The sequence below is a fragment of the Pseudomonas sp. NY15181 genome (assembly GCF_048068055.1).
GTDB lineage: Bacteria > Pseudomonadota > Gammaproteobacteria > Pseudomonadales > Pseudomonadaceae > Pseudomonas.
In genome coordinates, this window is sequence record NZ_JBLUPT010000004.1 from 277,376 (window position 1) to 302,136 (window position 24,761).

Below are 24,761 nucleotides of genomic sequence, written 5' to 3' on the forward strand. Positions count from 1 at the left end.
GGGTATTTTTCCCGGGCCTGGATCAAAGGTCGACGGTCAGGTCGCCCTGGGGCGCGCTGACGCAAATGCGGATGGGCTGGCCCGGCTCGCTGAACAGCTCGCCGCTGCGCAGGTCGCGTACGCAGCCGCTGACCAGGGTGCAGGTGCAGCTGGCGCAGACACCCTGCCGGCAGCCGTGGGCCGGGCGCAGACCGCTGGCCTCGGCCTGCTCCAGCAGGCTGCGGCGGCTGTCGCCGGCGACTTCCAGCGCGCTGCGAGCGAAGCGCAGGTTCACCGGCCTGGCCAACTCGCCCTCGTCCCAGCTCGGCGGACTGAAGCTTTCCACCTGAAGGCTGCGGCTGTTCGCACCGAGCGTCTGACGCACACTCTCGACGAAGCCGCCGGGACCGCAGGCCAGCACATGGCGATCACCCAGCCCTTGCACATGCTCAGGCTGGAAACGCCCGCGCAACTCGCCGGCCGCTGGCGCATCGCCGCTCAGGGCCCAGCGCAGTTCGAGGTTCGGATACTGCCGCGCCAATGCCCCCAGCCCGTCGACGAAAGCCTTCTGGCCGCGCTCGCGGACGTAATGCAGCAGCGTCACCGGCCCGTTGTAGCCTCGCGCCAGCGCTTCGCGCAGCAGGCCGAGCAGGGGCGTCAGGCCGCTGCCCGCCGCCAGAAGCAGCACGCCCTGCCCGTCTTGCGGCCAACTCAGCTCGCCGGCCGGCAGGCCCAGCTCCAGCACCTCGCCCACACCCAACCGGTGCAGCAGATAGGAGGACACGCGGCCGCCCGGCTGCAGCTTCACAGCGAACTCCAGGCAGCCGTCCTCGGCGATACGGGTCAGGCTGTAGCTGCGGCTGCAACGCACGCCATCGCGCTCGACGTACAACTGCAGGTGCTGGCCAGGACGGGCGCCACGCCAGTGGGCGTTGGGGCGCAGTCGCAGTTCGAGCATGTCGTCCGCCACCCATTGCCGCGCCTCGACCCGCGCATGGACCCGGTCGAGCGCCCAGCCGCGATTGAACGCGCGCAACACGGCATCGACATCCGACTCGCGCAGCCACTGGCCACGCACCAGGGCACGCAACGGCACGAGCAGCGGCCGGATCAGGCGCAGGCCGGAGAAGGGGAGGAACGACATGAACGGCACCAGACAGTAAACATGTGTTCACTAAAATCTCATGCACGCCGACTTTCAGTCAACATGTGTTCACTGTGTTGCGCAGGAACTTTCCCGGCGCCTACCGGCATTTGCTAGAGTGCCTGCGCCCTCGCACTTGCCTTCGCCCTGGATCGCATCGCCGTATGTCCATTCCCCGCGCCGAACAGAAACAACAGACCCGCCAGGCCCTGATGGATGCCGCCCGGAGCCTGATGGACAGCGGTCGCGGCTTTGGCAGCCTGAGCCTGCGGGAAGTGGCGAAGACGGCGGGAATCGTGCCGGCGGGCTTCTACCGGCACTTCGCGGACATGGACCAGCTTGGCCTTGCGCTGGTCGCCGATGTCGACGAAACCTTCCGCCAGACCCTGCGGGTGGTGCGGCGCAACGAGTTCGAGTTGGGCGGAGTGATCGAGGCCTCGGTGCGCATCTTCCTCGACGCGGTCAGCGCCAACCGCACCCAGTTCCTCTTCCTCGCCCGCGAGCAGTACGGCGGCTCGCTGCCGATCCGCCAGGCCGTGGGCGCCCTGCGCCAGCGCATCACCGACGACCTCGCCGCCGACCTCGCGCTGCTGAACAAGCTGCCGCACCTGCAGGTGCAGGACCTGGACGTGATCGCCGACCTGGTGGTGAAGACGGTGTTCGCCACCCTCCCCGAGCTGATCGACCCGCCGGCCGACTCGCTGCCGACGCACCTGTCGCCCGAGGCCAAGGTCACCCAGCAGTTGCGCTTCATCATGATCGGCGCCAAGCACTGGACCGGGATCGGTTCGCGGCCTTGATCTTCCTGCTCTTCGTAGGAGCGAGCCTGCTTGCGAACGGATTCCTGCATGGCAGCAGTGCCATGCGGTTCGCGAGCAAGCTCGCTCCTACAAAAACAAGCCCGCGCGTTATCGGTAGCGGTATCAGCGGCAGGTGAACCCCTCACCCTAACCCTCTCCCCAGGGGAGAGGGGACCGTCCGGCACAGGATGAAACCATGGCGTCAGCCCGCACAATCTGCCCCCTCTCCCTCAGGGAGAGGGCTGGGGTGAGGGCCACCCCAAAAGCGGAAACCTCCCGGACCGATGAGCTGGAGCCTCAGCCCTTGCGATGCACCGCGAACCCCGCCCACGCCTGGCTCACCGGCATGAGTTCCAGGGTGTTGATGTTGATGTGCGGCGGCTGGTTCATGATCCAGTGGATGGTCTCGGCGATGTCCTCGGACTGGATCGGTTCGGCGCCGGCGTAGGTCTTGTCGTACTTCGCCTGGTCGCCACCGAAGCGCACCAGGGAGAACTCGCTCTCGCACATGCCCGGCTCCAGGTTGGTGACGCGCACGCCGGTGCCCTGCAGGTCGCAGCGCAGGTTCAAGGAGAACTGTTCGACGAAGGCCTTGGTGGCGCCATATACATGGCCGCCCGGATAGGGCCAGCGGCCGGCCACCGAGCCGAGGTTGAGGATGCTCGCGCCCCGGCCATAGGCGATAAGACGCGGCAGCAGCAGGCGGGTGGCGTACATCAGGCCCTTGATGTTGGTATCCACCATGGTGTCCCAGTCATCCAGGGCGCAGTCCTGCGCGGGGTCAGTGCCCAGGGCGAGGCCGGCGTTGTTGATCAGGCCGCGCAGCCTGGCGAACTTCTCCGGCAGGCTGTCCACCGCCGCAGTCATCGCCGCTCGGTCACGCACGTCGAGTACCAGCGGCAGCACCTCGGTCTGCGCCGAGAGCTCCTGCGCCAGCGCGTTCAGGCGCTCCTCGCGACGGCCGGTGATCACCAGCGACCAGCCATCGCGGGCGAAGCGGCGCGCGCAGGCCTCGCCAAAGCCGGAGGTGGCGCCGGTAATGAACAGGGTGGAAGTCATCGCGTGTTCCTCATGGTTGGCCCTCGTCCCGCCGATCGATGCCGGCGTATCACGGTGGGCGCGTTCTTGTCGGTCTTTCGCAGGATAACAGTCCGGCCACACGCCGTTGCGCTACAGCGGCGCTGGATAAAACCCGCACAGCTGGCCGAAAGCCCCGCCACTACAGGGCCGCTCGCACTTGCACCCACCTTGTCCACAGGCTGCTCCACGGATTCTGTGGGCAAGCGCGGCGGCGCATTTTCGCTGGACGAATTTCGAACGCCTCGCCGGAAGCCGCGCCAGCCCTGCGCCGGAGAAGTTCTTCCCAAGGTTATCCACAGTTCTTTCAACGGCTGGCGTGGACAACCAGGCGCTTCCGGGAACTTTTCCGGAAAGCCGGAACTGTCCATCCATACAGGGTTTCAGGGCGATCGAGCAGAAATCAGCCGGCCTCCACGAAGCCCCTGTGCATGGGGCCTGCAAGGATTCGCCCAAACCTTATCCACAGGCCGGCCCACAGATTTTCTGGACAACCTCACTGCACGAGAAGACGCGCCGCAATCAGGTCTTCCAGTGCATAACCCACGGATTTGAACAGAGTGATCTCGCTGTCGTCGCAGCGTGCTCCACGCCCTTGCAGCAGATCGGCAAGCTGGCTGTCGATGGCGCTTGCGTCGATTACGCCTTCGCCCATGGGAATCAGCAGGTCACCCGCCTCCTCCAGGGCGCCTTCGCGGGTATCGACCACGATGCGCGCGCGACGTACGGCTTCGCTGTCGGTCTCGCGCATGGACGGCAGGAAGGCGCCGACCAGATCGAGGTGGCAGCCCGAGCGCAGCCATTCGCCCTGCACGATAGGCTCGCGGGACGTGGTGACACAGCTGATGCAGTCCGCCGCCGCGACGGCGCCGCGCAGGTCGGCGCAGGCGTGCGCCGGGTAGCCTTCGTCCTGCAGGCGCTTCACCAGCGCCTCGACCTTGTCGGCCTGGCGGCCCCAGATCGCGATGTCCTCGTACTCGCGCACCGAGCAGTGGGCGCGGACCATGTGCGGCGCAAGGGTGCCGTTGCCAACGATCAGCAGCCGGCGTGCATCGCGGCGAACCAGGTAGTCGGCGGCCAGCGCCGAGGTGCAGGCGGTGCGCCGGGCGGTCAGCTCGGAGGCTTCGAGCATCGCCAGCGGGCGGCCGGTCTGGCCGTCGAACAGGCAGAACAGCGCGGCCACCGCCGGCAGGTTCTTCGCGCCGTTGCCGGGAAACACGGTGACCAGTTTCACGCCGATGTCCCGCCCCGGCCGCCAGACGGGCATGGTCAGCAGCGAGGCGTTGTCCGGCAGGGCATGGCAGCCGCGCACCGGGGCTTCGCACTCACCGGCGAGGCCGATGCGCAGGGCTTCGATCAGCTGGGGATAACTCAGGCGTTCGGCAACGTCGGCGTTGGTGAGGAAGCGGAGGTCTTGCATGAAAACGCCTCTTCAGCAGAGCGGTGAATGACCTGTAGGAGCGAGCTTGCTCGCGAACAGCTCCGCAGCGGGGTTTGTTCGCGAGCAAGCTCGCTCCTACAAAGAGCAACGGGCGTCAGTGCCCGCCCAGATACGCGTTGCGAACTTCCTGGTTGCCCAGCAGCTCCGCCCCGGTCCCGCTCAGGCGGATCTCCCCGTTGACCATCACGTAGCCACGGTCGGAAAGCTTCAGCGCGTGGTTGGCGTTCTGCTCGACGAGGAACAGGGTCATCCCGCTCTGCGCCAGCTCGCGCAGGGTCTGGAAGATCTGCTTGACCACGATGGGTGCAAGGCCCAGCGAGGGTTCGTCGAGCAGCAGCAGCTTGGGCCGGCTCATCAGCGCGCGGGCGATGGCGAGCATCTGCTGCTCGCCGCCGGACATGGTCATGGCGCGCTGGTTGCGCCGCTCCTTCAGGCGCGGGAACAGGTCGAACATGCGCTCCATGTCCTCCTGGGCGTGGTCCATGCCGATGGGGATGGTACCCATCAGCAGGTTCTCCTCCACTGTCATGTCGGGGAACACCCGGCGCCCTTCCGGCGACTGCGCGATGCCATTGGAGGCCACGTAGTGCGCGGATTTGTGGTGAATATCCTGGCCCTTGTAGACGATCGAGCCGGACGCCGCACGCGGCTGGCCGAAGATCGACATCAGCAACGTTGACTTGCCCGCGCCGTTGGCGCCGATCAGCGCCACGGTTTCCCCTTCGTTGACGGTCAGCGAGACTTTCTTCAGCGCCTGGATCGGCCCGTAGAACACATCCACATCACGGAATTCCAACATCGGCGCCGTCATGCCAGCTCCTCTTCGTCCGCGCCGAGATAGGCGGCGATTACCTTGTCGTTGTGGCGGATATCCGCAGGACCACCGCGGGCGATCACGTCACCGTGGTCGAGCACGATGATATGGTCGGAGATGTTCATCACCATGCCCATGTCGTGTTCGATCAGCAGCACGGTGATGCCGTGGTGATCGCGCAGGAAGCGGATGATCCGCGACAGCGCCTGGGTCTCGGCGGGGTTCAGGCCGGCGGCCGGTTCGTCCAGGCAGATCAGCTCCGGGCGCGTGCACATGGCGCGGGCGATCTCCAGGCGGCGCTGCTGGCCGTAGGACATCTCGCCGGCCAGGCGGTTGGCGCAGTCCACCAGGTCCACCACCTCCAGCCAGTAGAAGGCGTGGTCCAGCGCCTCGCTTTCCGCGCGGCGGTAGCCGGGGGTGTTGAGGATGCCGGCGATGAGGTTGCGGTTGACGAACATGTGCTGGGCCACCAGCAGGTTCTCCACCACCGACATCTCGCGGAACAGCCGGATGTTCTGGAAGGTGCGCGCGAGCCCTGCGCGGTTCACCAGGTGGGTGCCGCCGAACATCTTGTAGTACAGGCGGCTGCCGAACTGCGCCGGGTTGGCAAAATCGGCGACCTGGAACGGCTGCCCGAGCACCTTGATCACATCGGTGGGCGAACCCTGGGTGTTGAGCAGGATGTTGCCGCCGGTGGCCTTGTAGAAGCCGGTCAGGCAGTTGAACACCGTGGTCTTGCCGGCGCCGTTGGGGCCGATCAGCGCGGTGATCGAACCGCGCTCCACATCGAGGTTGACGTCGTTGAGCGCCTTGATGCCGCCGAAGTGCATCATCAGGTGCTCGACGCTGAGGATCTTGTCACCGCTCATGGCGCCACCCCCTTGCGTACGGCGAAGCCCGAGCGGCTGATGCGGATCAGCCCGCGCGGACGCCAGATCATCATCAACACCATGAGAATGCCGAACAGCAGCACGCGGTAGTCGGCGAAGCTGCGCAGCAGTTCCGGGGCCACGGTGAGGACGAAGGCGGCGATCACCACGCCCACGGTGGAACCCATGCCGCCGAGCACCACGATGGCAAGAATCAGCGCCGACTCGAAGAAGGTGAAGGACGACGGGTTGACGAAGCCCTGGTAGCTGGCAAAGAACACCCCGGCCAGACCCGCGGTGGAGGCGCCGAGCATGAACGCCGAGAGCTTCACCAGCACGTGGTTCAGGCCCATGGCGCGGCAGGCGATCTCGTCTTCGCGCAGCGCTTCCCAGGCGCGGCCCACCGGCATGCGGGTCAGCCGGTGCTTGATGTAGAGCACCAGCAGCACCACCAGGAACAGCACCGCGTAGATGAACACGAACTTGAGGTTCTGGTTGTAGTCGATGCCGAGGAACTCGTGGATCGGCGTACCGCCCTCCTTCGCCCGGCGGCCGAACTCCAGGCCGAAGATGGTCGGCGAGGGCACCGGCATGCCGTTCGGGCCGCCGGTGAAGGACAGCCAGTTGTTGAGGATCAGGCGAATGATCTCGCCGAACCCGAGGGTCACGATGGCCAGGTAGTCGCCGTGCATCCTCAGCACCGGGAAGCCCAGCAACGCACCGGCCAGTGCGGCAGTAAGCGCCGCCAGCGGCAGCACCGTCCAAAAGCCCAGGCCGAGGTAGTGGTAACCCAGCGCCAGGCCGTAGGCGCCGATGGCATAGAAGGCCACATAGCCGAGGTCGAGCAGCCCGGCGAGGCCGACCACGATGTTCAGCCCCAGGCCCAGCAGCACGTAGATCAGGCCGAGGATGATCACGGTGAGCAGGTACTTGCTGGCGAAGAACGGGAAGATCACCGCGGCGACGATCAGCAGCGGGACGATCCAGCGCAGGCGGGTCTTGTAGCCCGGCTGCAGCACGGTGATGCCCGAGTCGGAGGTTTCGAAGCGCTCCATCACGCGCGCGCCGGCCGGGCTCTGCAGATACAGGCTCAACAGCAGGCGGCCGATCATCACCGCGCCGACCATCCAGGCCAGGCGAACCGGTTCGAGGTTGAAGCTGTAGCCATCGAGCACCACGCCGACGATAGGGCCGAACACGATCAGTGCGATCAGCCCGGCGAGCACGGTGTCGACGAGGCTCTTCTTGATATCGATGCGCGCGGTCTTCGGCGCGGCGGTGGTCTGGGTAGCGGCCATCATGCTCACACCTTCGATACCTGGGGACGCCCCAGGAGCCCTTGCGGTCGGAAGATCAGGATGGTCACCAGCAGGCCGAAGGCGAACACATCCTTGAAGTCGGTATTGATCATCCCGGAGAACTGCGCCTCGGCCACGCCGAGGATCAGGCCGCCGAGCATGGCGCCGGGCAGCGAGCCGATACCGCCGAGCACCGCGGCGGTGAATGCCTTGATGCCGATGATGAAGCCGGCATAGAAGTCGAAGGTGCCGTAGTTCATGGTGATCAGCACGCCGGCCAGCGCGGCCATGGCGGCGCCGATGACGAACACGTAGGAGATCACCCGGTCGGTGTTGATCCCCAGGATCGAGGCCATCTTGCGGTCCTGCTGGGTGGCGCGGCACATGCGCCCGAGCTTGGTGTACTGGATCACGTAGGTCAGCACGGCCATGCCGACGAAGGCGGCGATCAGGATGAACACCTTGGTGTAGGTCAGCTGCACGAAGCCTTCGCCGATGTGGAACTTCAGCGCGCCGTCGAGCAGGGTCGGCACACCTTGCTGGCGCGGGCCCTGGGACAGCTGCACGTAGTTCTGCAAGATCAGCGACATGCCGATGGCGGAGATCAGCGGCGCCAGGCGCGTGGAGTTGCGCAGCGGTTTGTAGGCGATGCGTTCGATCACCCAGCCATACAGGCCGGTGATGCAGATGGTGAAGACCAGGGTGCCGAGGATCAGCAGCGGGAAGGACTCGAGACCGAAGAAGGTCAGCAGCGCCAGGGCGATCGCCGAGAGGTAGGCGGAGATCATGTACACCTCGCCGTGGGCGAAGTTGATCATGCCGATGATGCCGTAAACCATCGTGTAGCCGATGGCGATCAGGCCGTAGACCGACCCCAGGGTCAGCCCGTTGATCATTTGCTGGAGAAAGATACCGTCCACGATTGGGTACTCACACAGACAGGGCAGGGAAGGCGGGCGGCAAGCGGGCTGAACGGCTCGTGACCGTCGCCGGGCGAGCGCCGACCTGCGGGGATGCCGGCACCGCTCGTGGCGGCGCCGGCAGATCGGAGCGGGTGCTCGGCAGCTGCCGGAGTGCGCGCCTCCGGCCGGCCCGCGAGGGGCCAGGCCGGGGCATTGCGAACCCCAGGCAGCCTCCGGACTCTTACTTCTGCTTCTCCAGCTGGTGGTATTTGCCCTTGTCGTCCCACTTATAGACGACATAGTCGGAGACCTTCAGGTCGCCCTTCTGGTCCCACTCTTTCTTGCCCATCACGGTTTGCACCGGATTGGTGTGCAGCCACTTGCTGGCCGCCTGGGGATCGTTCTTGCCGGCGCCGTTGAAGGCTGCGGCGAGCGCCTGGACCGAGGCGTAGGCATAGAGGGTGTAGCCTTCGGGCTCGAAGCCGCCGGCGCGGAACTTGTCCACTACGGCTTTGCCGTCCGGGATCAGGCGCGGGTCGGCGCCGAAGGTCATCAGCACGTCCTTGGTGTACTGCGGACCGCCAGCGGTGGTGACCAGTTCGTCGGTGACGATGCCGTCGTCGGAGAAGAACACGGTGCTCAGGCCCTGCTCGCGCATCTGGCGTACCAGCGGGCCGGCTTCCGGGTGCAGGCCGCCGAAGAACACCACTTCCGCGCCCGAGGCACGGATCTTGGTGACCAGGGCGTTGAAGTCCTTCTCGCCGCGGGTCAGGCCCTCGTAGAGGACTTCCTTGACGCCCAGCTTGTTCAGCTGCGCCTTGGTCGCATCGGCCAGGCCCTGGCCGTAGGTGTCCTTGTCGTGGATCACCGCGACCTTCTTGGCCTTCAGCACGTTGACGATGTAGTTGCCGGCGACGATGCCTTGCTGGTCGTCACGACCGCACATGCGGAACATGCCGGTCAGGCCGCGCTCGGTCACCTTCGGGTTGGTCGAGCCGGGGGTGATGGTGATGATGCCGGCCTCGTCATACACCTCGGAGGCGGGAATGGTGTTGGACGAGCAGAAGTGGCCGACCACGGCGATGGCCTTGTCCTGGTCGACCAGTCGGTTGGCGACCGCTACGGCCTGCTTGGGCTCGCAGGCATCGTCCGCCTTCACCAGCTTGATCTTCTCCCCGTTCACACCGCCGGCGGCGTTGATCGCGTCGGCTGCGGCATTGGCTCCCCGCCAATACTGTTCGCCGAACGAGGCGTTCGCCCCGGTATGCGGCCCTGCGACCCCGATAACGACATCAGCCTCTACAAAGGAAGACATGCCCAGCGCGGTGGTTACCGCAAGGGCCAGAAAGCCTTTTCTGAAAATCTTCTGCGACATGGAGTTTTGCTCCTGAGGGTTTTTGTAATGGCGCACGAACTAATGTTGGCGATTCTTTTGATTACAAGAGTTATCGCCAGCAAGCCGCGTGCCATTCGTTTTTGTTATTAACCAAGTCCTACAGCAAAAACAGCCAGAGCTGGCAGGCATCAGTGCTAGACACGTGCAACCCACCATAAACCGAAGGTGCAACCACGCAATCGAAAAGGCGCAACCCTCCTTCCCGTGGGCTGACACATCCAGCCACCACAGGCGCAACCCCATCCGTAACCATCGCTGTCACCGAACTGCACATCCGCGGTGCAGACCCGTCGGGGTAACGCACCATAAGAGGCTAGACCAAAGTGCAGCGAACGTTGGGGCAGACGCGGCAGGAGGCCCCCGCCCGCGAATCGCCAGGCTCAGATCACCACCCGCAGGCACTGCCCGGCGTGGTAGAGCGAGAAGCCCGCTTCGTACAGACGGCTACGCAGGCCAGCGGCGGAAATCTCCTCCATCGGCCGTAGCGGCATCGGCAGGACACTGGCGTCACCGCCCAACAGGAAGTCGGCGAAGGCCTTGCCCACCACCGTGCCGGTAGTGACGCCACGGCCGTTGTAGCCACTCATGGCGACCAACCCCGGCGCCGGCTCGAACAGGCGCATGAGGTGGTCGGGGGTGAAGTCGATGCAGCCGGTCCAGGTGAACTCCCATTCCACCTTGCCCAGCTTCGGGAAGTAGTGCTGCTGAATGCGGTCGGCCCAGCTTTTCAGGAACCACTCCGGTTTGCCGGTGCCCTTGCCAAGGCTGCCGAGCAGCAGGCGTCCGTCGGCGTCGCGGCGAATGCTGCTGAGCACCTGGCGGGTGTCCCAGGAGCCCTGCCCGCCCGGCAGGATGCGCGCAGCTTCCGCGCCCTCCAGCGGACGCGAGGCGACCTGGTAGTAGTAACCGGGGAAGAAGGTGCGGCGCAGCTGCGTCCACTCGCCTTCGGTGTAGGCGCTGGAGGCGATCACCACCTGTTCGGCGGTCACCACGCCGCCCTGGGTGATCACGTTCCAGGCATTGCCCACGCGCACCAGCCCGACCACCGGGGAATGGTGGTACAACTCGCCGCCCAGACCAACCACCGCGCGGGCCAGGCCGCTGACGTAGGCCATCGGGTTGAGGGTGCCAGCGCGGCGGTCGAGCAGCGCTCCGGCGATCCTGTCGGTGCCGCAGGCCTGCTCGCACTCGGCGCCGGTCAGCAGTTCGACGGGCGCTCCGCGACGTCCCCACTGCTCGCAGCGACTGCGCAGGTCCGCCAGGCCCCGGGCGTTGTGCGCCATGTGCAGAGTGCCTTCGCGGCGCGCCTGGCAGGCGATGGCGTATTTGTCGATCAGCGAGAACACCAGGGAGGGGGCGTTGCCGAGCATGCGGTTGACTCGCTCGCCGACCTCCGCACCAAGACCTGCTTCGATCTCGTCCGGCGGAATCCACAGGCCGGCGTTGACCAGCCCGACGTTGCGCCCGGAGCCACCATGCCCGGTGGCGTGGGCCTCCAGCACGCAGACGGTCTGGTCCTTCTCCAGCAGATGCAGCGCGGCGGACAGGCCGGTGATCCCGGCGCCGATGACACACACATCGACCTTGCGATCCCCGCGCAACGTCGGGGCTTCCGGACGTTCGGGGGTCAGGTATTCCCACAGGCACTCTTGGCGAAGCGACATCCAGCGATCCTTATCGGTGAATCTTGTGAATGGCAAAGCGTGGTGCGGCGCCGGCACCCCTCACGGGCGCCGGCGCATCGGACATCAGTCGAAGACTATGCCCTGAGCCAGCGGCAGTTCCCGCGAATAGTTCACGGTGTTGGTCTGCCGGCGCATGTAAGCCTTCCAGGCGTCGGAGCCGGACTCACGGCCGCCGCCGGTTTCCTTCTCGCCACCGAAGGCACCGCCGATCTCCGCGCCGCTCGGGCCGATGTTGACGTTGGCGATGCCGCAGTCGCTGCCCACCGCGGAGAGGAAGGCCTCGGCCTCGCGCAGGTCGGTGGTGAAGATGCAGGACGACAGGCCCTGGGGCACGGCATTGTTCAGCGCCACGGCCTCGTCGAAGTTTTCGTACGGCACCACGTAGAGGATCGGCGCGAAGGTCTCGTGGCGCACCACGTCGCTCTGCTCCGGCATCTCGGCAATGGCCGGTGACACGTAGTAGGCGTTCGGGTAGCGATCGGCCAGTTGGCGCTCGCCGCCGAACACCACGCCGCCCTCGCCGCGCGCCTGCTCCAGCGCGCCCTGCATGGCCAGGAAGCTGCGCTCGTCGATCAGCGGACCAACCAGGTTGCCCTCCAGCGGATGGCCGATGCGCACCTTGGAATAGGCAGCCTTCAGGCGGCTGACGATCTCATCCTTCACCGACTTGTGGGCGATCAGCCGGCGCAGGGTGGTGCAGCGCTGCCCGGCGGTGCCGACGGCGCTGAACAGGATGGCGCGCACGGCCATGTCCAGATCGGCGCTGGGAGCCAGGATCATGGCGTTGTTGCCGCCCAGTTCGAGAATGCTGCGGCCGAAGCGTGCCGCCACGCGCGGGCCCACTTCGCGGCCCATGCGGGTGCTGCCGGTGGCGCTGACCAGGGCGACGCGCGCGTCGTCCACCAGCGCTTCGCCAGCACTGCGATCACCGATCACCACTTGGCTCAAATAATCCGGGGCGTCACCGAATTTCTTCAGCGCTCGCTCGAACAGCGCCTGGCAGGCCAGCGCGGTGAGCGGGGTCTTCTCCGAGGGTTTCCACACCACCGAGTTGCCGCAGACCAGCGCCAGCGCGGTGTTCCACGACCATACGGCGACCGGGAAGTTGAAGGCGCTGATCACGCCGACCACACCCAGTGGGTGCCAGGCTTCGCGCATGTGGTGACCGGGACGCTCGGAGGCGATGGTGAGGCCGTAGAGCTGGCGCGACAGGCCGACGGCGAAGTCGCAGATGTCGATCATCTCCTGCACTTCGCCCAGGCCTTCCTGGGTGATCTTGCCGGCCTCCCAGGACACCAGTTCACCGAGGGCCGCCTTGTTCGCCCGCAGCTCCTCGCCGAACAGGCGCACCAGCTCGCCGCGACGCGGCGCCGGCACCTTGCGCCAGGCCTCGAAGGCATGGGCGGCGCGGCCGATCTTCTGCTCCACCTCGGCGGCGCTTTCCAGGCGCACAGCGCCCAGGCGGCTGCCGTCGATGGGGGTGTGGATGACCTGGTCGCCACCGGTAACCAGGCGGGCGTCGACGCCGAGGGATTCGAGCAGTGCGGAAATCATGCGGGCTCCTGTTTGTTTCGGATGACCTTATGGAATGCCGGAAGTAATAACTGGCTTGCCTAGGCACAACAAACGACGTTTCCTATGCACATCATTCCGTAAATTCATGAACTGCCCGCCATGCTGAGCAAACGCCACCTGCCGTCCATGACCGCCCTGCAATGCTTCGAAGCGGTAGCGCGGCACCTGAGTTTCACCCGAGCCTCCGAAGAGCTGAACCTGACCCAGAGCGCGGTCAGCAAGCAGGTCGCGCAACTGGAGGAAATGCTCCAGCACCTGCTGTTCCGCCGCGTGCGCCGCCGCCTGCAACTGACGCCGGCGGGCGACCTGTACCTGGTGGAAGTGCGCAAGATCCTCACCCAGGTGGAGATATCCACCCACTACCTGCTGTCCTACGGCGGCGAGACCGAAGTGCTGCGCGTGGCGACGCCGCCCACCTTCGGCGCGCGCTGGCTGATCCCGCGCCTCAACGGCTGGCGCCATCGTCACCCGAACATTCACCTCGACCTGCGCCAGGAGCTGGAGCCCAGCGACCTGCTGCAATCGCGCTGTGACATCGCCTTCTTCTTCGGCGCCGGCCCCCTGCCCGGCGCGGAATGCGTGCCACTGTTCGGCGAGGAAATGGTCCCGGTGTGCTCGCCGGCGATCCTGCCGGAAAAGCCCCTGAGCGACCCGACCCAGCTGGCCGAACTGGTCCTGCTGCAGAACGCCACCCGCCAGGAAGCCTGGCACGAGTGGTTCCTGAGCCTGGGCAAGCACAGCGAGCACAGCTACCACGGCCCGCGCTTCGACACCTTCTACATGTGCATCCGCGCCGCGCAGGCCGGCTGCGGCGTGGCATTGCTGCCGCGCTTCCTGGTGGCGGAAGAGCTGGACGAGGGCAAGCTGGTGATCGCCTGGGAGCACGGCCTGGCCAGCCGCAGCGGGTATTACCTGGCCTATCCCGAGCACGCGGCGGCGGTGCCCAAGGTGCGGGCCTTCGTGGAATGGATACAGGCCCGCCTGGAGGCGCCCTGATTGGCGCAATTGACCATCGACCCAGCGCCGCAGTCGCTGGTATTTTTCCTGCATTCCAACAGGCATCGGCCTGTCACCGTCCGGATCGAGGTACATCCATGAAAGCCACCCAGCAAGCCATCGCGACCGAACTGAATGTCCAGCCGCCGTTCAAGGGCCCGGACGACGTCCAGGCGGAAATCCAGCGCCGCGTGCGCTTCATTCAGGATTGCCTGAAAGGCTCGGGGATGAAGACCCTGGTGCTGGGCATCAGCGGCGGCGTCGACTCGCTCACCGCCGGCATGCTCTGCCAGCGTGCCGTGGAAGGCCTGCGCACCGAGACGGGCGACCAGGGCTACCGCTTCCTCGCGGTGCGCCTGCCGTACAACGTGCAGGGTGACGAGCACGACGCCCAGGCGTCGGTGGACGTCATCGCCCCGGACGAGCGCCATACCGTGAACATCGGCCCCTCGGTCCAGGCGCTGGCCGCCCAGACTCTGGCGCTGGAGGGTCTGCCCGCAGGCACCCGCGACTTCGCCCTGGGCAACACCAAGGCGCGCGTCCGCATGGTCGCCCAGTACACCATCGCCAATGCCCGCCAGGGGCTCGTCGTCGGCACCGATCATGCCGCCGAGGCGGTGATGGGCTTCTTCACCAAGTTCGGCGACGGCGCCTGCGACCTCGCCCCGCTCACCGGGCTGGTGAAGAACCAGGTACGCACCATCGCCCGCACCCTTGGCGCGCCGGAAAACCTGGTGGAGAAAGTGCCCACCGCCGACCTCGAAGACCTCGCCCCCGGCAAGCCGGACGAGCACTCCCACGGCGTGACCTACAAGGAAATCGACGCCTTCCTGCATGGCCAGGAAGTCAGCCAGGAAGCCTTCGACATCATCGTCCGCACCTTCGAGAAAACCCGCCACAAGCGCGCACTGCCGGCCACACCGTAATCGGACAACTGCGCGGGAGTCGACTCTCCCGCGCCGGCCTCTAACGCGCCGGGATGACGTAGCGCCAGATGGCGATGAAGTGCAGCAGGCTGCCGGCGATCACGAACAGGTGCCAGATGCCGTGCCAGTGGCGGAAGCGGCTGTCGTAGGCGAAGAAGATGATGCCGATGGTGTAGAAGGCGCCGCCACCCACCAGCCAGGCGAACCCGGCGCCACCCAGCGCCCGGTACAGCGGGCCGACGGCAATCAGCACGATCCAGCCCATCACCGCGTAGATGATGATCGACAGCACCCGCGCCTCGGAGCGTGGCTTGATCTCCTGGAGCATGCCAATCACCGCCATGCTCCAGACGATGCCGAACAGGGTCCAGCCCCAGGCGCCCTTGAGGGTGACCAGGCAGAACGGCGTGTAGCTGCCGGCGATCAGCAGGTAGATGGACAGGTGGTCGAGCTTGCGCAGGAGGACCTTCGCCCGTCCGCGCACGCTGTGGTAGAGCGTTGAGATGCTGTAGAGCATCGTCAACGTAGTGCCATACACCGCCACGCTGACGATGCGCAGCGGCTCGCCGAGCAGGCTGGTGGCGACCAGCAGGCTGATACCGCCGACCAGCGCCGCCACGGCGCCGATCAGATGGGTCCAGGCATTGAAGCGTTCACCGTGGTACATGGCTTCCCCCCGCTGCGGATTCGACCATAGACAAACTATCTTCGTTGCACGAAATAAAAAGCCCGACCTTGTGTCGGGCTTTTCGTATCGTCGGTTTTTCGTATGACTACGAGGCCGGGATCACTTGAGGGTCAGGGTGCCCTTCATCATGGCCGAGTGGCCCGGGAAGGAGCAGAAGAAGGCGTACGCGTCGCCCGCCTTGAGCTTGGACACATCGAAGGTCACCGAGTCCTTCTCGCCGGAACCGATGATCTTGGTGTGGGCGATCACGCGGGTATCGCCATCCTTGATGTAGTTCTTGTCCAGGCCGGCGGCCATGCCGTCGGTCACCACGCCCTGCATGTCGGCGGCGGTGGTGAGTACCCAGTTATGGCCCATGACGTTTTTCGGCAGGCTGCCGGGGTGGGACAGGTTGACGGTGAAGGTCTTGCAGCTCTTGTCGACGCTGATGGCATTGGTGCTGAACTGCATCTGGTCGTTGCCCTGGATGTCCACGGAGCATTCGGCGGCCAGCAGCGGAGCACTGAACAGGCCGAGCAGGGATACAGCAGCGAGTTTACGGAACATACAAGCCTCCTAGGCAGGTTGGGCGGAGAAACCTTCAGGGGAGACTGCCCGATGAGCGGTCGAGCTCCCCTGATCCAGGTCAACAACGTGTGGTCGCTTGACCACGGCGCAAGCCTTGAAATGTCTATCAACCTCATCCAGATCTTCAACGAGGCAGATCAGCGCACCCCGTCTAGCATAGACCCCGCACCCCGGCACCACAGGAGTCTGCGCCGTGAAACTTCACCCCTTGTTACAAACCCTGCTTGCCAGCTATGCACTCGCCGCTTCCGGCGGTGGCGGTCAACACGACTGAAGTCTGCCACGCAAGGCTTGGTCGCCCCCGCGCCAACCGCTACCCTGACGCCCTTGATCAGTCCGGGAGCTCTCCATGTCCTTGCGTTCCATCTGCGTATTCTGCGGCGCCAGCCCCGGCGCCACTCCGATCTACCAGGAAGCCGCCGAAGCCCTCGGCCGCCACCTGGCCGAACGTGGCATCCGCCTGGTCTACGGCGGCGGCGCGGTCGGCCTGATGGGGATGGTGGCCGACGCCGCGCTGGCGGCGGGCGGAGAAGTCATCGGCATCATTCCGCAAAGCCTGAAAGAGGCGGAAATCGGCCACAAGGGCCTGACACGCCTGGAAGTGGTGGACGGCATGCACGCGCGCAAGGCGCGCATGGCCGAACTGAGCGACGCCTTCATCGCGCTGCCGGGCGGCCTGGGCACGCTGGAGGAGCTGTTCGAGGTCTGGACCTGGGGCCAGCTCGGCTACCACGGCAAGCCGCTGGGCCTGCTGGAAGTGAACGGTTTCTATGAGCCGCTGCTGACCTTCCTCGACCATCTGGTGCAGGAGCGCTTCGTCCGCCCGCAGCACCGCGAGATGCTCCAGCGCGCCAGCTCGCCGGCCGAGTTGGTCGACGCCCTGCAGGCCTGGACGCCTTCGGCGGCGCCCAAGTGGGTGGATCGCAACCCCACCTGAGCCGGCACTCAGCGCCAGCAGTCGGCGGCATCGCCCGCCGCCGATCGCTGCGCCCCCAGGGTATTCAGGCTCAACGCACCGCAACTCAGATCCTGCGTCTGGGCGCCTTGCGGCGTGGCGGTGAGCCGGTAGCCGCCCTCCTCCTCCGCTCCCGGTTCGACGCTGAGCAGATACCGGCCATTGGTGGAGTCCGCCCCCTTTGCCGTCACGCGCGGCAACCCCAGCAACGCGAGGTCGCGGGTAGCCACGACGTAGCGGCTGTTCTGGGCGAAGTAGCGCTCCTCCCGTGCCGCTGCATCGAGCAACAGCGCCTGCCCTTCGGTGCGATTGGCGCGCAGGACATACTGCCGATAATTGGGATAAGTGATCGTCGCCAGAATGGCCACGATGGCCACCACCATCATGAGTTCGATGAGGGTGACACCCGCTTCCGTGATGTTTTTCATTTCACCGCCTCCGGCATCTGCGTCCAGGTCTGCCGACCGTTGAGTTCGCCAAGGGCGAGCTTGTGCTGCTTGCCACTGGCGTCGAACAGCGAATCGCCGCTGAAGGTCACGCCTCCCGCGGCCATCGGAACGCTGCTGGGAACCGCGCCAGCCACCCGGTCCTGCTCATCCACCTTGCCGTCGCCATTCAGGTCGAACACCGGGAAGAGCGTCGCCCCTCCAGTACCCGCGCCAAGCACAAGGGCATTGCCCTCCAGGCCGGGCGAGCAGGGATCGACGTTGGGCGTCACGGTCACGACCTGGAGCAGATTCCCACGCACCTTGGGGGCCGCGATGATCCGCTCGCCGCGCAAGCGGCCACCGACCTGAAGGTCCAGCGCCCAGCCCGAGTCGCGCGCCCAGTCGATGGGCGTCCGGCTCACCCTGCGGCTTCCTGTCGGGCTCTCGCTATCAAGGGTCTGCGCGAGCAGATCCTCGCGGCTCAGGCGCGGCGTTGCCCTGGCCGCACTGCCATCCGCCTGCCGGTCCCAGATGCCGTAGACCGATTGCAGCGTGCTGGACGACTTGTCGCGGGTAGTGAAATAGCGGCCCGTGCCGAAGTAGACCATCAGGCCCTTGCCGGACGGGTGCTTCATGAACGCGGGTGCCGAGGTGATCGGTTGGGCGGTCGGGTCCGAGGCACTGATGGTCGCGTGATACAGCGGCCGGTTGCCGAAGGAAACGGCGAAGCGGGCGGCACTCACCGACGACATCGGGCTCAAGGGATCGTCGGCGCCCGCATCAATCAGGTCGAACCGCCACAGGTTGCCCCGCAGATCGCCCGCGTAGGCATAGTCGGCAATCCCGTCACCATTCACGTCCGCTGCGTTGACTGCGGAAAGGCCATTGGCTCCGCTTTCCGACGTTGTCAGCCTGGTCAGCACGCGTCCGTCGGCGACATCGAGCAGAAGCAGGCTGGCATTCCCGTCGCTACCGCCGTAGCCATTGCCCAGCAGAACCGCCCACTGGCCGCTGTGCAGGCGGGCGATCACCGGCGCGAAGAGCATGTAGCCCAGCTCGGGATCATCCTGCGCCGTGAACTCCCACAGCAGCGAAACGGCGTCGGGATCGGTAATGTCCAGCGCAAAGACTCCGCGCCCACCCGCGCCCAGCGTACCGACCAGCACCCGGTGCCAGGCACCGTTGAAATACACATCGGACACAGCTGGCGAGCCATCCACGTAATAGCGGTGTTGCCCCGCCTCGCTGGCGTATTGGCGATCGCCGAGCCGATGTAGGTTGGGGATGACCGGGGTCGGGATGTAGGCGAAAGTCTCCACTCCGGACTTCGCATTGAAGGCGTGCAGCATGCCGTCGTTGGCGCCAACGTAGACCTGATCATCCCGGTGCGACTGTGCCGCAGCGAAGGCCCGGTAACTTCCGCTGCCGCCGTCCAGCCGCTCGGCAACGCCGACCAGCAGGCCTGCCTTGCTGCCCAGGACGGGGGACGAATTGACGATGTCGCCAATCAGGCTCGTACGCGGGCGATAATGGGCTTCATGGCGGGTATCGCCCTTGAGGAAGTTCACGAGGGAGGCATCCAGGTACTCCTGCAGTGCAACTCCGGCAAAGCTGCGACCGGCGAGATGCTCGAAGGTGAAATCCTGCAGTCCCGTCCCGGCGGCATTCGCCATCAGGATTTTTCGTTCGCTCCACCGTGGCAGTCGCTCGCTGGCCTTCCACTCCAGTCTCGGGGCCTCGGAGCTGCCCGCTCCGGGTACGGCACGCTTGAGCAGATCACCGCCCCAGGTGCCGACTTCCAGTTGCGTGCTGTACAGCTCGAAACCGTCCCCGCTGGTTTCCTGCTGGACGACAATGGGCGCGGTGAGGGCGGCGTGGCTTTGCAGGGTCGGGCTGAACGCGCGGGACAGCCGCGCCTTCAGGTGAGCCGCGTCGGCCACCTGGAAGTAGCTGTCCGGAGTACCGGGCCTGCGCGAGTCCCACTCGCCCTCGATCGGCACGGGCGAACGCCTTGCATCGAATCCACCCCACTTGGCCGCGTACCACAGTGGGTTCTGCAGAGGGATGACCTGGTTCTGCCTCTCCGGACTGAACAGCCGGGTCGGACCGGTGGCCGCCAGTGCCGGGCAGGCGTTACCGAGCGACCGGCACTCGCCCGCCCAGCGCCCGGAGGGCGTGTCGAGCGGATCGTGGAGCGTGTCGCCGCCTGACACCTCGAGATAGATGCCGTCCCGCGAAGTCCCGGCCATCGTGTACCCCAGGTGCAAGGCCCGGTCAGCGCCACCATGAACCGTGCTCAAAGCGACACTCAGCGTGTTGTCCGCATTGACCCGGGCGCTGTAGAGCACGACGGCGTCATCCTCGAACGCCACACGGAACACGACCTCGGGGCGCCCGCCATTCACCTGTGCGGACAGTTTCTGCCCCGGCAGGTTGTGCATCGACGGCACGAAGAAGGCGCTCACCTGCGCCGGCCCGGAGGGCCTGCCTGGCGATACGCGCGTGCCGAAAGGCGTCAGGGTGACCGCGCCATCGCCCACCGGTATCCGGACACTGGGCATGGGTGAAGACAGGGCGATGGCGAATGTCGCGACCGGCAGGCCGGTCGTGGTGATGGGATGCAGGTTGCCGTAGTACGCGACACTGGCGGCGTTGTAAGTTCCTTCCCTGGTCGGCGCCTCGGGTAATCCGCGGAGGTTGCCGAAGCTGCTCGCCGACTTGGCGGTCGGGGCGGCATCGGTGGCGCTGCTGCTGACGTCTCCGATGACGACCCGCCGCGTGCCGCCTCCCGTCTCGTGATCCCAGATGGTCTTGCCCAAAGCGGCAACATCCAGTTGCGCCAGAGAGCCACTGGCCTGGCCGAGCGAGCCAAAGGGGCTGCCCGGCAGCTGCGAGTCGTGACTGGGGCTCGCATCGCTGACGACCGTGAGCAAGGCCGGCGAACAGCGGTGGGCAAGATCCGAGCGGTAGGGGTCGCTCCAGCCGGTGTCCTCCTGCGCGGAGAGGTAGGCGCGCGCGGGGCTTGCGGCACCACTCAAGTAGCGCATCGCATCGAGCATGATCCCGCCCAACGGGTTCGCCCCGTCCGGGCAAGCGCTGCCGCCCGCCGTGCCGCACTGTGGGGGGATCGGAACTGACAAAGCATCGAGGCTGGCGATGATCGCCTGCTTGGCGTGTGCCCCGCCCTTCCCCTTCACACCGAAGATCCCCGTCCCTGCGTCGACCTCGCCCGCGAAGGAACCGATGGCCTTGCGCAATACGCCACCCGGCAGATCACGCACGCCCGAGCCCATCATCAAACCGAAGTACATCTGGTCGTCTTCGCCATACTCCTGCAGCAATCCCGTCGGCTTGTAGTGCTTGCTCGGGTACTGCCTGCAATTGCCTTCCAACAGCCCCGGCACACACACCCTGACTCTCACGGCGAAATCGATCGGAGTGATGTTCTGCACCTGCGCCCACAAGGCCGCTCCGCCCCCTTGCCAGTCCCACGCATGCAGATTGGCCACGTCGGGCAGGACGCTCAGGTAGCCAGCGCCATTGACCTGGGCGCGGCCATTGGCGAACAGCGTGCGATTCTTCCCACGGGGCGCAGAGAAGGGTGTGTAGTCCGCCAGATCGAATCCGGCGTCCGTCGTACCGGCATACTCCTTGGTCCAGGCAAGGGCACCCCGGGGAATGAACGAACGCTCCAGTACCGTCTCGTCTTCGCTATCCGTCGAGCGATAACCGCCATAGAGAATCTTGCGCAGCGCATCAGCCCGCGAGGTGGTGAGGTAGTTGAGAAAGTCCCCGCTCCAGCGCCCGGCGCTGTCTCTGCAAACCTTGTTCTCGGTGAACGCGACCGGTACGAATACCTGCCCATCGCTCGCATACCGATAGCACTTCCCGGAGTCGAAATAGCCGTAATGGGCGGTTGCCGGATCGTAGTGCGGGGCCGCAAGGCCATCCGCGCTGGTATCGCTGGCGTCATCGTAGGCGGGCAGAAACAACTTCTGATCCACCCCCACCACCAGGAGGTTCAACGGCGGCATGGAGGGACTGACGAACAGCGGCGTCTGGGCAGGCGCCGTTCCCGTCGCTGGAATCGTCTCCACTGCTGCGCGAGCTCCCGCCACGCCATGGCCCAGCAACGCGGCCAGCAGCAGGAGTCCGTATCGATAAGGGTTCATCGGCAGCCTCCCTGCTCAATCCTCATGGTGCTTGGCATACACCGAGCGCAGCTTCTGGCTGGCATTGCCCGCACAGTCGCCCGCGCAACTGTTGACCTCGTAGAAGTAGATCCCGCCCTTGCCTCCCGCCGTGCACTCCGTGCTGACGCAGTCGGCCCCGCCACCGATCAGCGCCACATACCATTTGACGGACCGGCCCTCCGATTCTGACGAGCCGTTGGAGAGCGCCCTCTCAGTGGCAACCTCGTCGCCTTGCGCAAAGCGCGGAGCGTTATGGCCGCCGCTGTGGGCGGCATCGAGGTAGGGCATGCACATCTGCTGGGTACAGCTCGTGGCCAGCGCATTGAGCGATGCAGCGGAGTAGGAACCCACGCGCGCCTCGGCAATCCGCAATCCCGCCTCGGCGTCATTGAACAAGCGCTGCTGCATGGCCGAGTGACCGGCGATACGCGACTCGATCACGGCGCTTCTGACACCCGACAACGCCAGCATCGTCATGATCAGCAGGAAAATCAGCGCGACGAACAACGAAGCCCCGCGCTGGGAATACCGATCGCACAGCCGCCTCATGGCATGAGATTCCTCAGCATGACGGTCCCCTGGCTGACCTGGTACAACTGGCCGGCGTCGCCGGACACCGCACTGGCCTCCGCTCCGCTCAACAGCTTCCAGTCGGCGACGGCCGTCGCCTTGCCGACGGCATCCCGAAGGTTCCTGCCGCTACTGCGCAGCAACACCTTGTAGCCCACCCCGACCACGGGCTGCCCCTCCTCTGGAGCGCCGCTGACGTACCGCGCCAGCTCCCTCGGTTGCGCCACGCTGGCGACTGCCACCTGGAAGACCAGATCGACCAGCCCATCCACCAGCGCCTCATCCCCCTGGGCACTGGCGCAACGCAGATCACCGGCGCTGCCCAGGTAGATCTTTTCGACAACTGCAACCTGGGTGCTGACATAGGGTTCGGCAAGCTCCGCAAGGTTGGGCGCCCGGTTGCCCAGGCAGTCGCGATCCGACCTGTCGCGTGGCTGATAGCGAATGCACAGCGCCGACCGGCCCAGGTACTGCACGGCCTGCCCCGGCGCAAAACTGCACCCTTTGACGATGCCGCCGGAGGCCCCGCTGAAGGCCGCCTCCATATCCTGCGCCAGCGGGTTTCTCCGATACCCCACCTTGCCCAGCTCCTGTTGCAGGAACAACGACACGAAGCGCCGGTTCTCCTGGTTCTGCAACTGCCCTTGCTGGAAGAGATAGGTGCGCTGGTTATCCAGGTAGACCTGGGTGATCCCCAGAATCAGGAAGCTGCTCAACGCGAGGGCGATCATCAATTCAACCAGGGACAATCCCCGCTGATGGTGCCGGCCTTCCATGGCTCGCCTCCTAGATTCGGGTACGCAACCGATAGCGACAGATCGGCTCCGCCGAGTCGGCGGCACGCGCATCCAGACACTCCCCCGGCCTGACCTTCCAGGCCAGTTGAATCTCCAGAAGCTCTCCCGCTGCGGCGCAGCGATTTTCCCCAGCGGAGCGACAGATATGGAACTCATCGACCAGCAATTCCCGGGCGCCCGGCAGCAATGCGCTCGCCCGCAGGGCCCAGCACGCCAGTTGCTGGTCAGCAGCGCTGGGTGTGTTCGCGCACGAGGAGGGAGTGCTGGGGAAGCTCGCGCCAGCCGTCTTCAGATAGCCCGCCGGAACCGCCTGGCCGCCACTGCGCAGGCGAATCATCTCCACCAGGTCATTGGCCAGCGTGGCCGCCGTATTACGCTGCGCCGAATCCTGGATGTACTGCAACGCCCGCCCCTGCAGGGCGACCATTCCCAGCAGCCCGATGCAGGTCAGCACGACCGCCACCAACACCTCGATCAGGCTGAAGCCGAGCGCGTACTTCATGGCAGTCCCTCGCACATGGGGTGAAATGGCGATCACCGGATGCGCATAGCCTGCGACCGCGAAGCAACTCGGGTCAGTCAGACAGGGATGGCGTTCGGGGGCGATTCGTCCGTGTGGAGTGAAAAGCAAATCTCCGCCAACGGAAGGATCGATGCGAAAGGTCTGTGTCCGTAACGCTCACATCGCTGAACGAAACGGTCGGACCGAGGCAGACGGGCACATAAAAAAGCCGCCCCAGGGGGGCGGCAGTACAAGGGATCGGGTTGGAACGGGATTCGCGGTGCTTACGGCGTCTGCTGCACGATCACGGTCTGCGCCGGCATCGGTGCCGGGAAGTCGGTGCCCAGGGCTTCCTTGATGGTGCGATTGGTGTCGAAGTAGACCTGCCAGTAGTTGTCGTTGTGGCAGTACGGACGCACCGCCAGCACCGGGCCCACCAGGTTGAACTCGAGGATTTCCACGTCCACCGCCGGCTCGCTCAGCACGTTGGGAACCGCCGCGATGCGCTGCTTGAGTACGGCGACGGCGGCCTGGTAGTCCGCCGCACCGGACAGCTGGGCCTTGAGGTCCACGCGGCGGAAGGCGTTCTGGCTGTAGTTCTGAATGGTGTCGCTGAAGATCTTGTTGTTGCCCACCAGGGTCAGCACGTTGTCCGGGGTGTTGATGGCGGTGGCGAACAGGCCGATCTCCTTCACGGTGCCGGTCACGCCGCCGGCGGAGACGAAGTCGCCCACCTTGAACGGACGCAGCACGATGATGAAACCACCGGCGGCGAGGTTGGCCAGCAAGCCGGACCAGGCCATGCCGATGGCCAGGCCGATGGCCGCGATCAGCGCCGCAAGACTGGTGGTCTGCACGCCGAAGTAACCGAGGATGCCGACTACCAGGAGGATGTTCAGCGTGACGGTGATGAAGGAGCCGACGTAACGGAGAACGGTGGGATCGACGCTTTGCCGAGCCAGGGCCTTTTCCACCAGGCCGACGGCGAAGCCGATCAGCCAGCGGCCGAGCACCCAGAAGAGGATGGCGACGATGATCTTCACACCGAATGCGAGCGCGTACTGCGAAACCGTCGCCCACAGCGCGTTGATCTTCTCCGTACCGACACTGATGATGTTCGTTTCTTCCATGGAAGCGCACCTGCGAGAGAAAGGGACCT

Annotated in this window: 22 protein-coding genes; 4 read left to right on the plus strand and 18 right to left on the minus strand. The window is 65.7% G+C overall.

Going from position 1 to position 24,761, the window contains the following annotated elements; genetic code table 11:
• Positions 1 to 22 precede the first annotated feature (22 nt).
• Complete coding sequence (locus tag ACNFBT_RS13040; protein WP_416749906.1) at positions 23 to 1,123, minus strand: ferredoxin reductase; 1,101 nt, start codon at positions 1,121 to 1,123, stop codon at positions 23 to 25.
• A 164-nt stretch (positions 1,124 to 1,287) separates the two neighbouring features.
• Between ACNFBT_RS13040 and ACNFBT_RS13045 the strand changes: the two genes are divergently transcribed.
• Positions 1,288 to 1,923, plus strand: coding sequence for a TetR family transcriptional regulator (locus tag ACNFBT_RS13045; protein WP_416749908.1), 636 nt, complete (start codon positions 1,288 to 1,290; stop codon positions 1,921 to 1,923).
• A 297-nt stretch (positions 1,924 to 2,220) separates the two neighbouring features.
• Here the strand turns inward: ACNFBT_RS13045 and ACNFBT_RS13050 are convergent, their stop codons facing one another.
• The 9 genes from ACNFBT_RS13050 to ACNFBT_RS13090 all read right to left on the minus strand — a co-directional run bounded on the left by ACNFBT_RS13050 (position 2,221) and on the right by ACNFBT_RS13090 (position 12,959).
• Positions 2,221 to 2,982, minus strand: a complete 762-nt coding sequence (locus ACNFBT_RS13050) for an SDR family oxidoreductase (protein WP_416749910.1) — start codon at positions 2,980 to 2,982, stop codon at positions 2,221 to 2,223.
• Between the two features lie 514 nt (positions 2,983 to 3,496).
• Positions 3,497 to 4,420, minus strand: coding sequence for an ornithine cyclodeaminase family protein (locus ACNFBT_RS13055; protein ID WP_416749911.1), 924 nt, complete (start codon positions 4,418 to 4,420; stop codon positions 3,497 to 3,499).
• Positions 4,421 to 4,535: 115 nt separating this feature from the next.
• Positions 4,536 to 5,252 (minus strand): ABC transporter ATP-binding protein, encoded by a 717-nt coding sequence (locus ACNFBT_RS13060; RefSeq protein ID WP_416749912.1) that lies wholly within the window; start codon positions 5,250 to 5,252, stop codon positions 4,536 to 4,538.
• Positions 5,249 to 6,124, minus strand: a complete 876-nt coding sequence (locus ACNFBT_RS13065) for an ABC transporter ATP-binding protein (RefSeq protein ID WP_416749914.1) — start codon at positions 6,122 to 6,124, stop codon at positions 5,249 to 5,251. The genes ACNFBT_RS13060 and ACNFBT_RS13065 overlap by 4 nt, the downstream gene beginning before the upstream one ends.
• Positions 6,121 to 7,422 carry a high-affinity branched-chain amino acid ABC transporter permease LivM gene (gene livM, locus ACNFBT_RS13070; RefSeq protein ID WP_416750112.1) on the minus strand — a complete coding sequence of 434 codons (1,302 nt, stop codon included), beginning with the start codon at positions 7,420 to 7,422 and terminating at the stop codon, positions 6,121 to 6,123. Before livM ends, ACNFBT_RS13065 begins: the two co-directional genes overlap by 4 nt.
• Positions 7,423 to 7,427: 5 nt before the next feature.
• Positions 7,428 to 8,342, minus strand: coding sequence for an ABC transporter permease subunit (locus ACNFBT_RS13075; RefSeq protein ID WP_416749915.1), 915 nt, complete (start codon positions 8,340 to 8,342; stop codon positions 7,428 to 7,430).
• 223 nt (positions 8,343 to 8,565) lie between these two features.
• Entirely contained in the window at positions 8,566 to 9,699 is a 1,134-nt protein-coding gene (locus tag ACNFBT_RS13080; RefSeq protein WP_416749916.1) for a branched-chain amino acid ABC transporter substrate-binding protein, read from the minus strand.
• Positions 9,700 to 10,100: 401 nt separating this feature from the next.
• Positions 10,101 to 11,384 (minus strand): NAD(P)/FAD-dependent oxidoreductase, encoded by a 1,284-nt coding sequence (locus tag ACNFBT_RS13085; protein ID WP_416749918.1) that lies wholly within the window; start codon positions 11,382 to 11,384, stop codon positions 10,101 to 10,103.
• A gap of 84 nt (positions 11,385 to 11,468) precedes the next feature.
• Positions 11,469 to 12,959, minus strand: a complete 1,491-nt coding sequence (locus ACNFBT_RS13090) for an aldehyde dehydrogenase family protein (protein WP_416749920.1) — start codon at positions 12,957 to 12,959, stop codon at positions 11,469 to 11,471.
• Positions 12,960 to 13,079: 120 nt separating this feature from the next.
• Here ACNFBT_RS13090 and ACNFBT_RS13095 point away from each other — a divergent pair, with 120 nt between their 5' ends.
• Together ACNFBT_RS13095 and nadE are read left to right on the plus strand one after the other, a co-directional pair.
• Complete coding sequence (locus tag ACNFBT_RS13095) at positions 13,080 to 13,976, plus strand: LysR family transcriptional regulator (RefSeq protein WP_416749922.1); 897 nt, start codon at positions 13,080 to 13,082, stop codon at positions 13,974 to 13,976.
• A gap of 98 nt (positions 13,977 to 14,074) precedes the next feature.
• A complete protein-coding gene (gene nadE, locus ACNFBT_RS13100) occupies positions 14,075 to 14,902 on the plus strand; it encodes an ammonia-dependent NAD(+) synthetase (RefSeq protein WP_416749924.1) in 828 nt (275 codons plus the stop codon).
• A 40-nt stretch (positions 14,903 to 14,942) separates the two neighbouring features.
• On the opposite strand, the gene trhA is transcribed toward nadE, so the two are convergent.
• Positions 14,943 to 15,569, minus strand: coding sequence for a PAQR family membrane homeostasis protein TrhA (trhA, locus tag ACNFBT_RS13105; protein WP_416749926.1), 627 nt, complete (start codon positions 15,567 to 15,569; stop codon positions 14,943 to 14,945).
• Between the two features lie 120 nt (positions 15,570 to 15,689).
• The gene (gene azu, locus ACNFBT_RS13110; RefSeq protein WP_243804453.1) at positions 15,690 to 16,136 is read right to left on the minus strand and encodes an azurin; all 447 of its coding nucleotides are present in this window, start codon (positions 16,134 to 16,136) and stop codon (positions 15,690 to 15,692) included.
• A gap of 370 nt (positions 16,137 to 16,506) precedes the next feature.
• On the opposite strand from azu, the gene ACNFBT_RS13115 reads away from it, so the two are divergent.
• The gene (locus ACNFBT_RS13115; protein ID WP_416749928.1) at positions 16,507 to 17,094 is read left to right on the plus strand and encodes a TIGR00730 family Rossman fold protein; all 588 of its coding nucleotides are present in this window, start codon (positions 16,507 to 16,509) and stop codon (positions 17,092 to 17,094) included.
• An 8-nt stretch (positions 17,095 to 17,102) separates the two neighbouring features.
• Here the strand turns inward: ACNFBT_RS13115 and ACNFBT_RS13120 are convergent, their stop codons facing one another.
• The 6 genes from ACNFBT_RS13120 to ACNFBT_RS13145 all read right to left on the minus strand — a co-directional run bounded on the left by ACNFBT_RS13120 (position 17,103) and on the right by ACNFBT_RS13145 (position 24,732).
• A complete protein-coding gene (locus tag ACNFBT_RS13120; RefSeq protein WP_416749930.1) occupies positions 17,103 to 17,540 on the minus strand; it encodes a type IV pilin protein in 438 nt (145 codons plus the stop codon).
• Entirely contained in the window at positions 17,537 to 21,712 is a 4,176-nt protein-coding gene (locus ACNFBT_RS13125) for a pilus assembly protein (protein WP_416749932.1), read from the minus strand. The genes ACNFBT_RS13120 and ACNFBT_RS13125 overlap by 4 nt, the downstream gene beginning before the upstream one ends.
• 15 nt (positions 21,713 to 21,727) lie before the next feature.
• Entirely contained in the window at positions 21,728 to 22,282 is a 555-nt protein-coding gene (locus ACNFBT_RS13130) for a pilus assembly PilX family protein (RefSeq protein ID WP_416749934.1), read from the minus strand.
• On the minus strand, positions 22,279 to 23,079 hold the full coding sequence (locus ACNFBT_RS13135) for a PilW family protein (protein WP_416749936.1): 801 nt from the start codon (positions 23,077 to 23,079) through the stop codon (positions 22,279 to 22,281). Before ACNFBT_RS13135 ends, ACNFBT_RS13130 begins: the two co-directional genes overlap by 4 nt.
• Positions 23,080 to 23,089: 10 nt before the next feature.
• Positions 23,090 to 23,602 (minus strand): type IV pilus modification protein PilV, encoded by a 513-nt coding sequence (gene pilV, locus ACNFBT_RS13140; protein ID WP_416749938.1) that lies wholly within the window; start codon positions 23,600 to 23,602, stop codon positions 23,090 to 23,092.
• A 284-nt stretch (positions 23,603 to 23,886) separates the two neighbouring features.
• Positions 23,887 to 24,732 carry a mechanosensitive ion channel family protein gene (locus tag ACNFBT_RS13145; RefSeq protein WP_416749940.1) on the minus strand — a complete coding sequence of 282 codons (846 nt, stop codon included), beginning with the start codon at positions 24,730 to 24,732 and terminating at the stop codon, positions 23,887 to 23,889.
• Positions 24,733 to 24,761 lie beyond the last annotated feature (29 nt).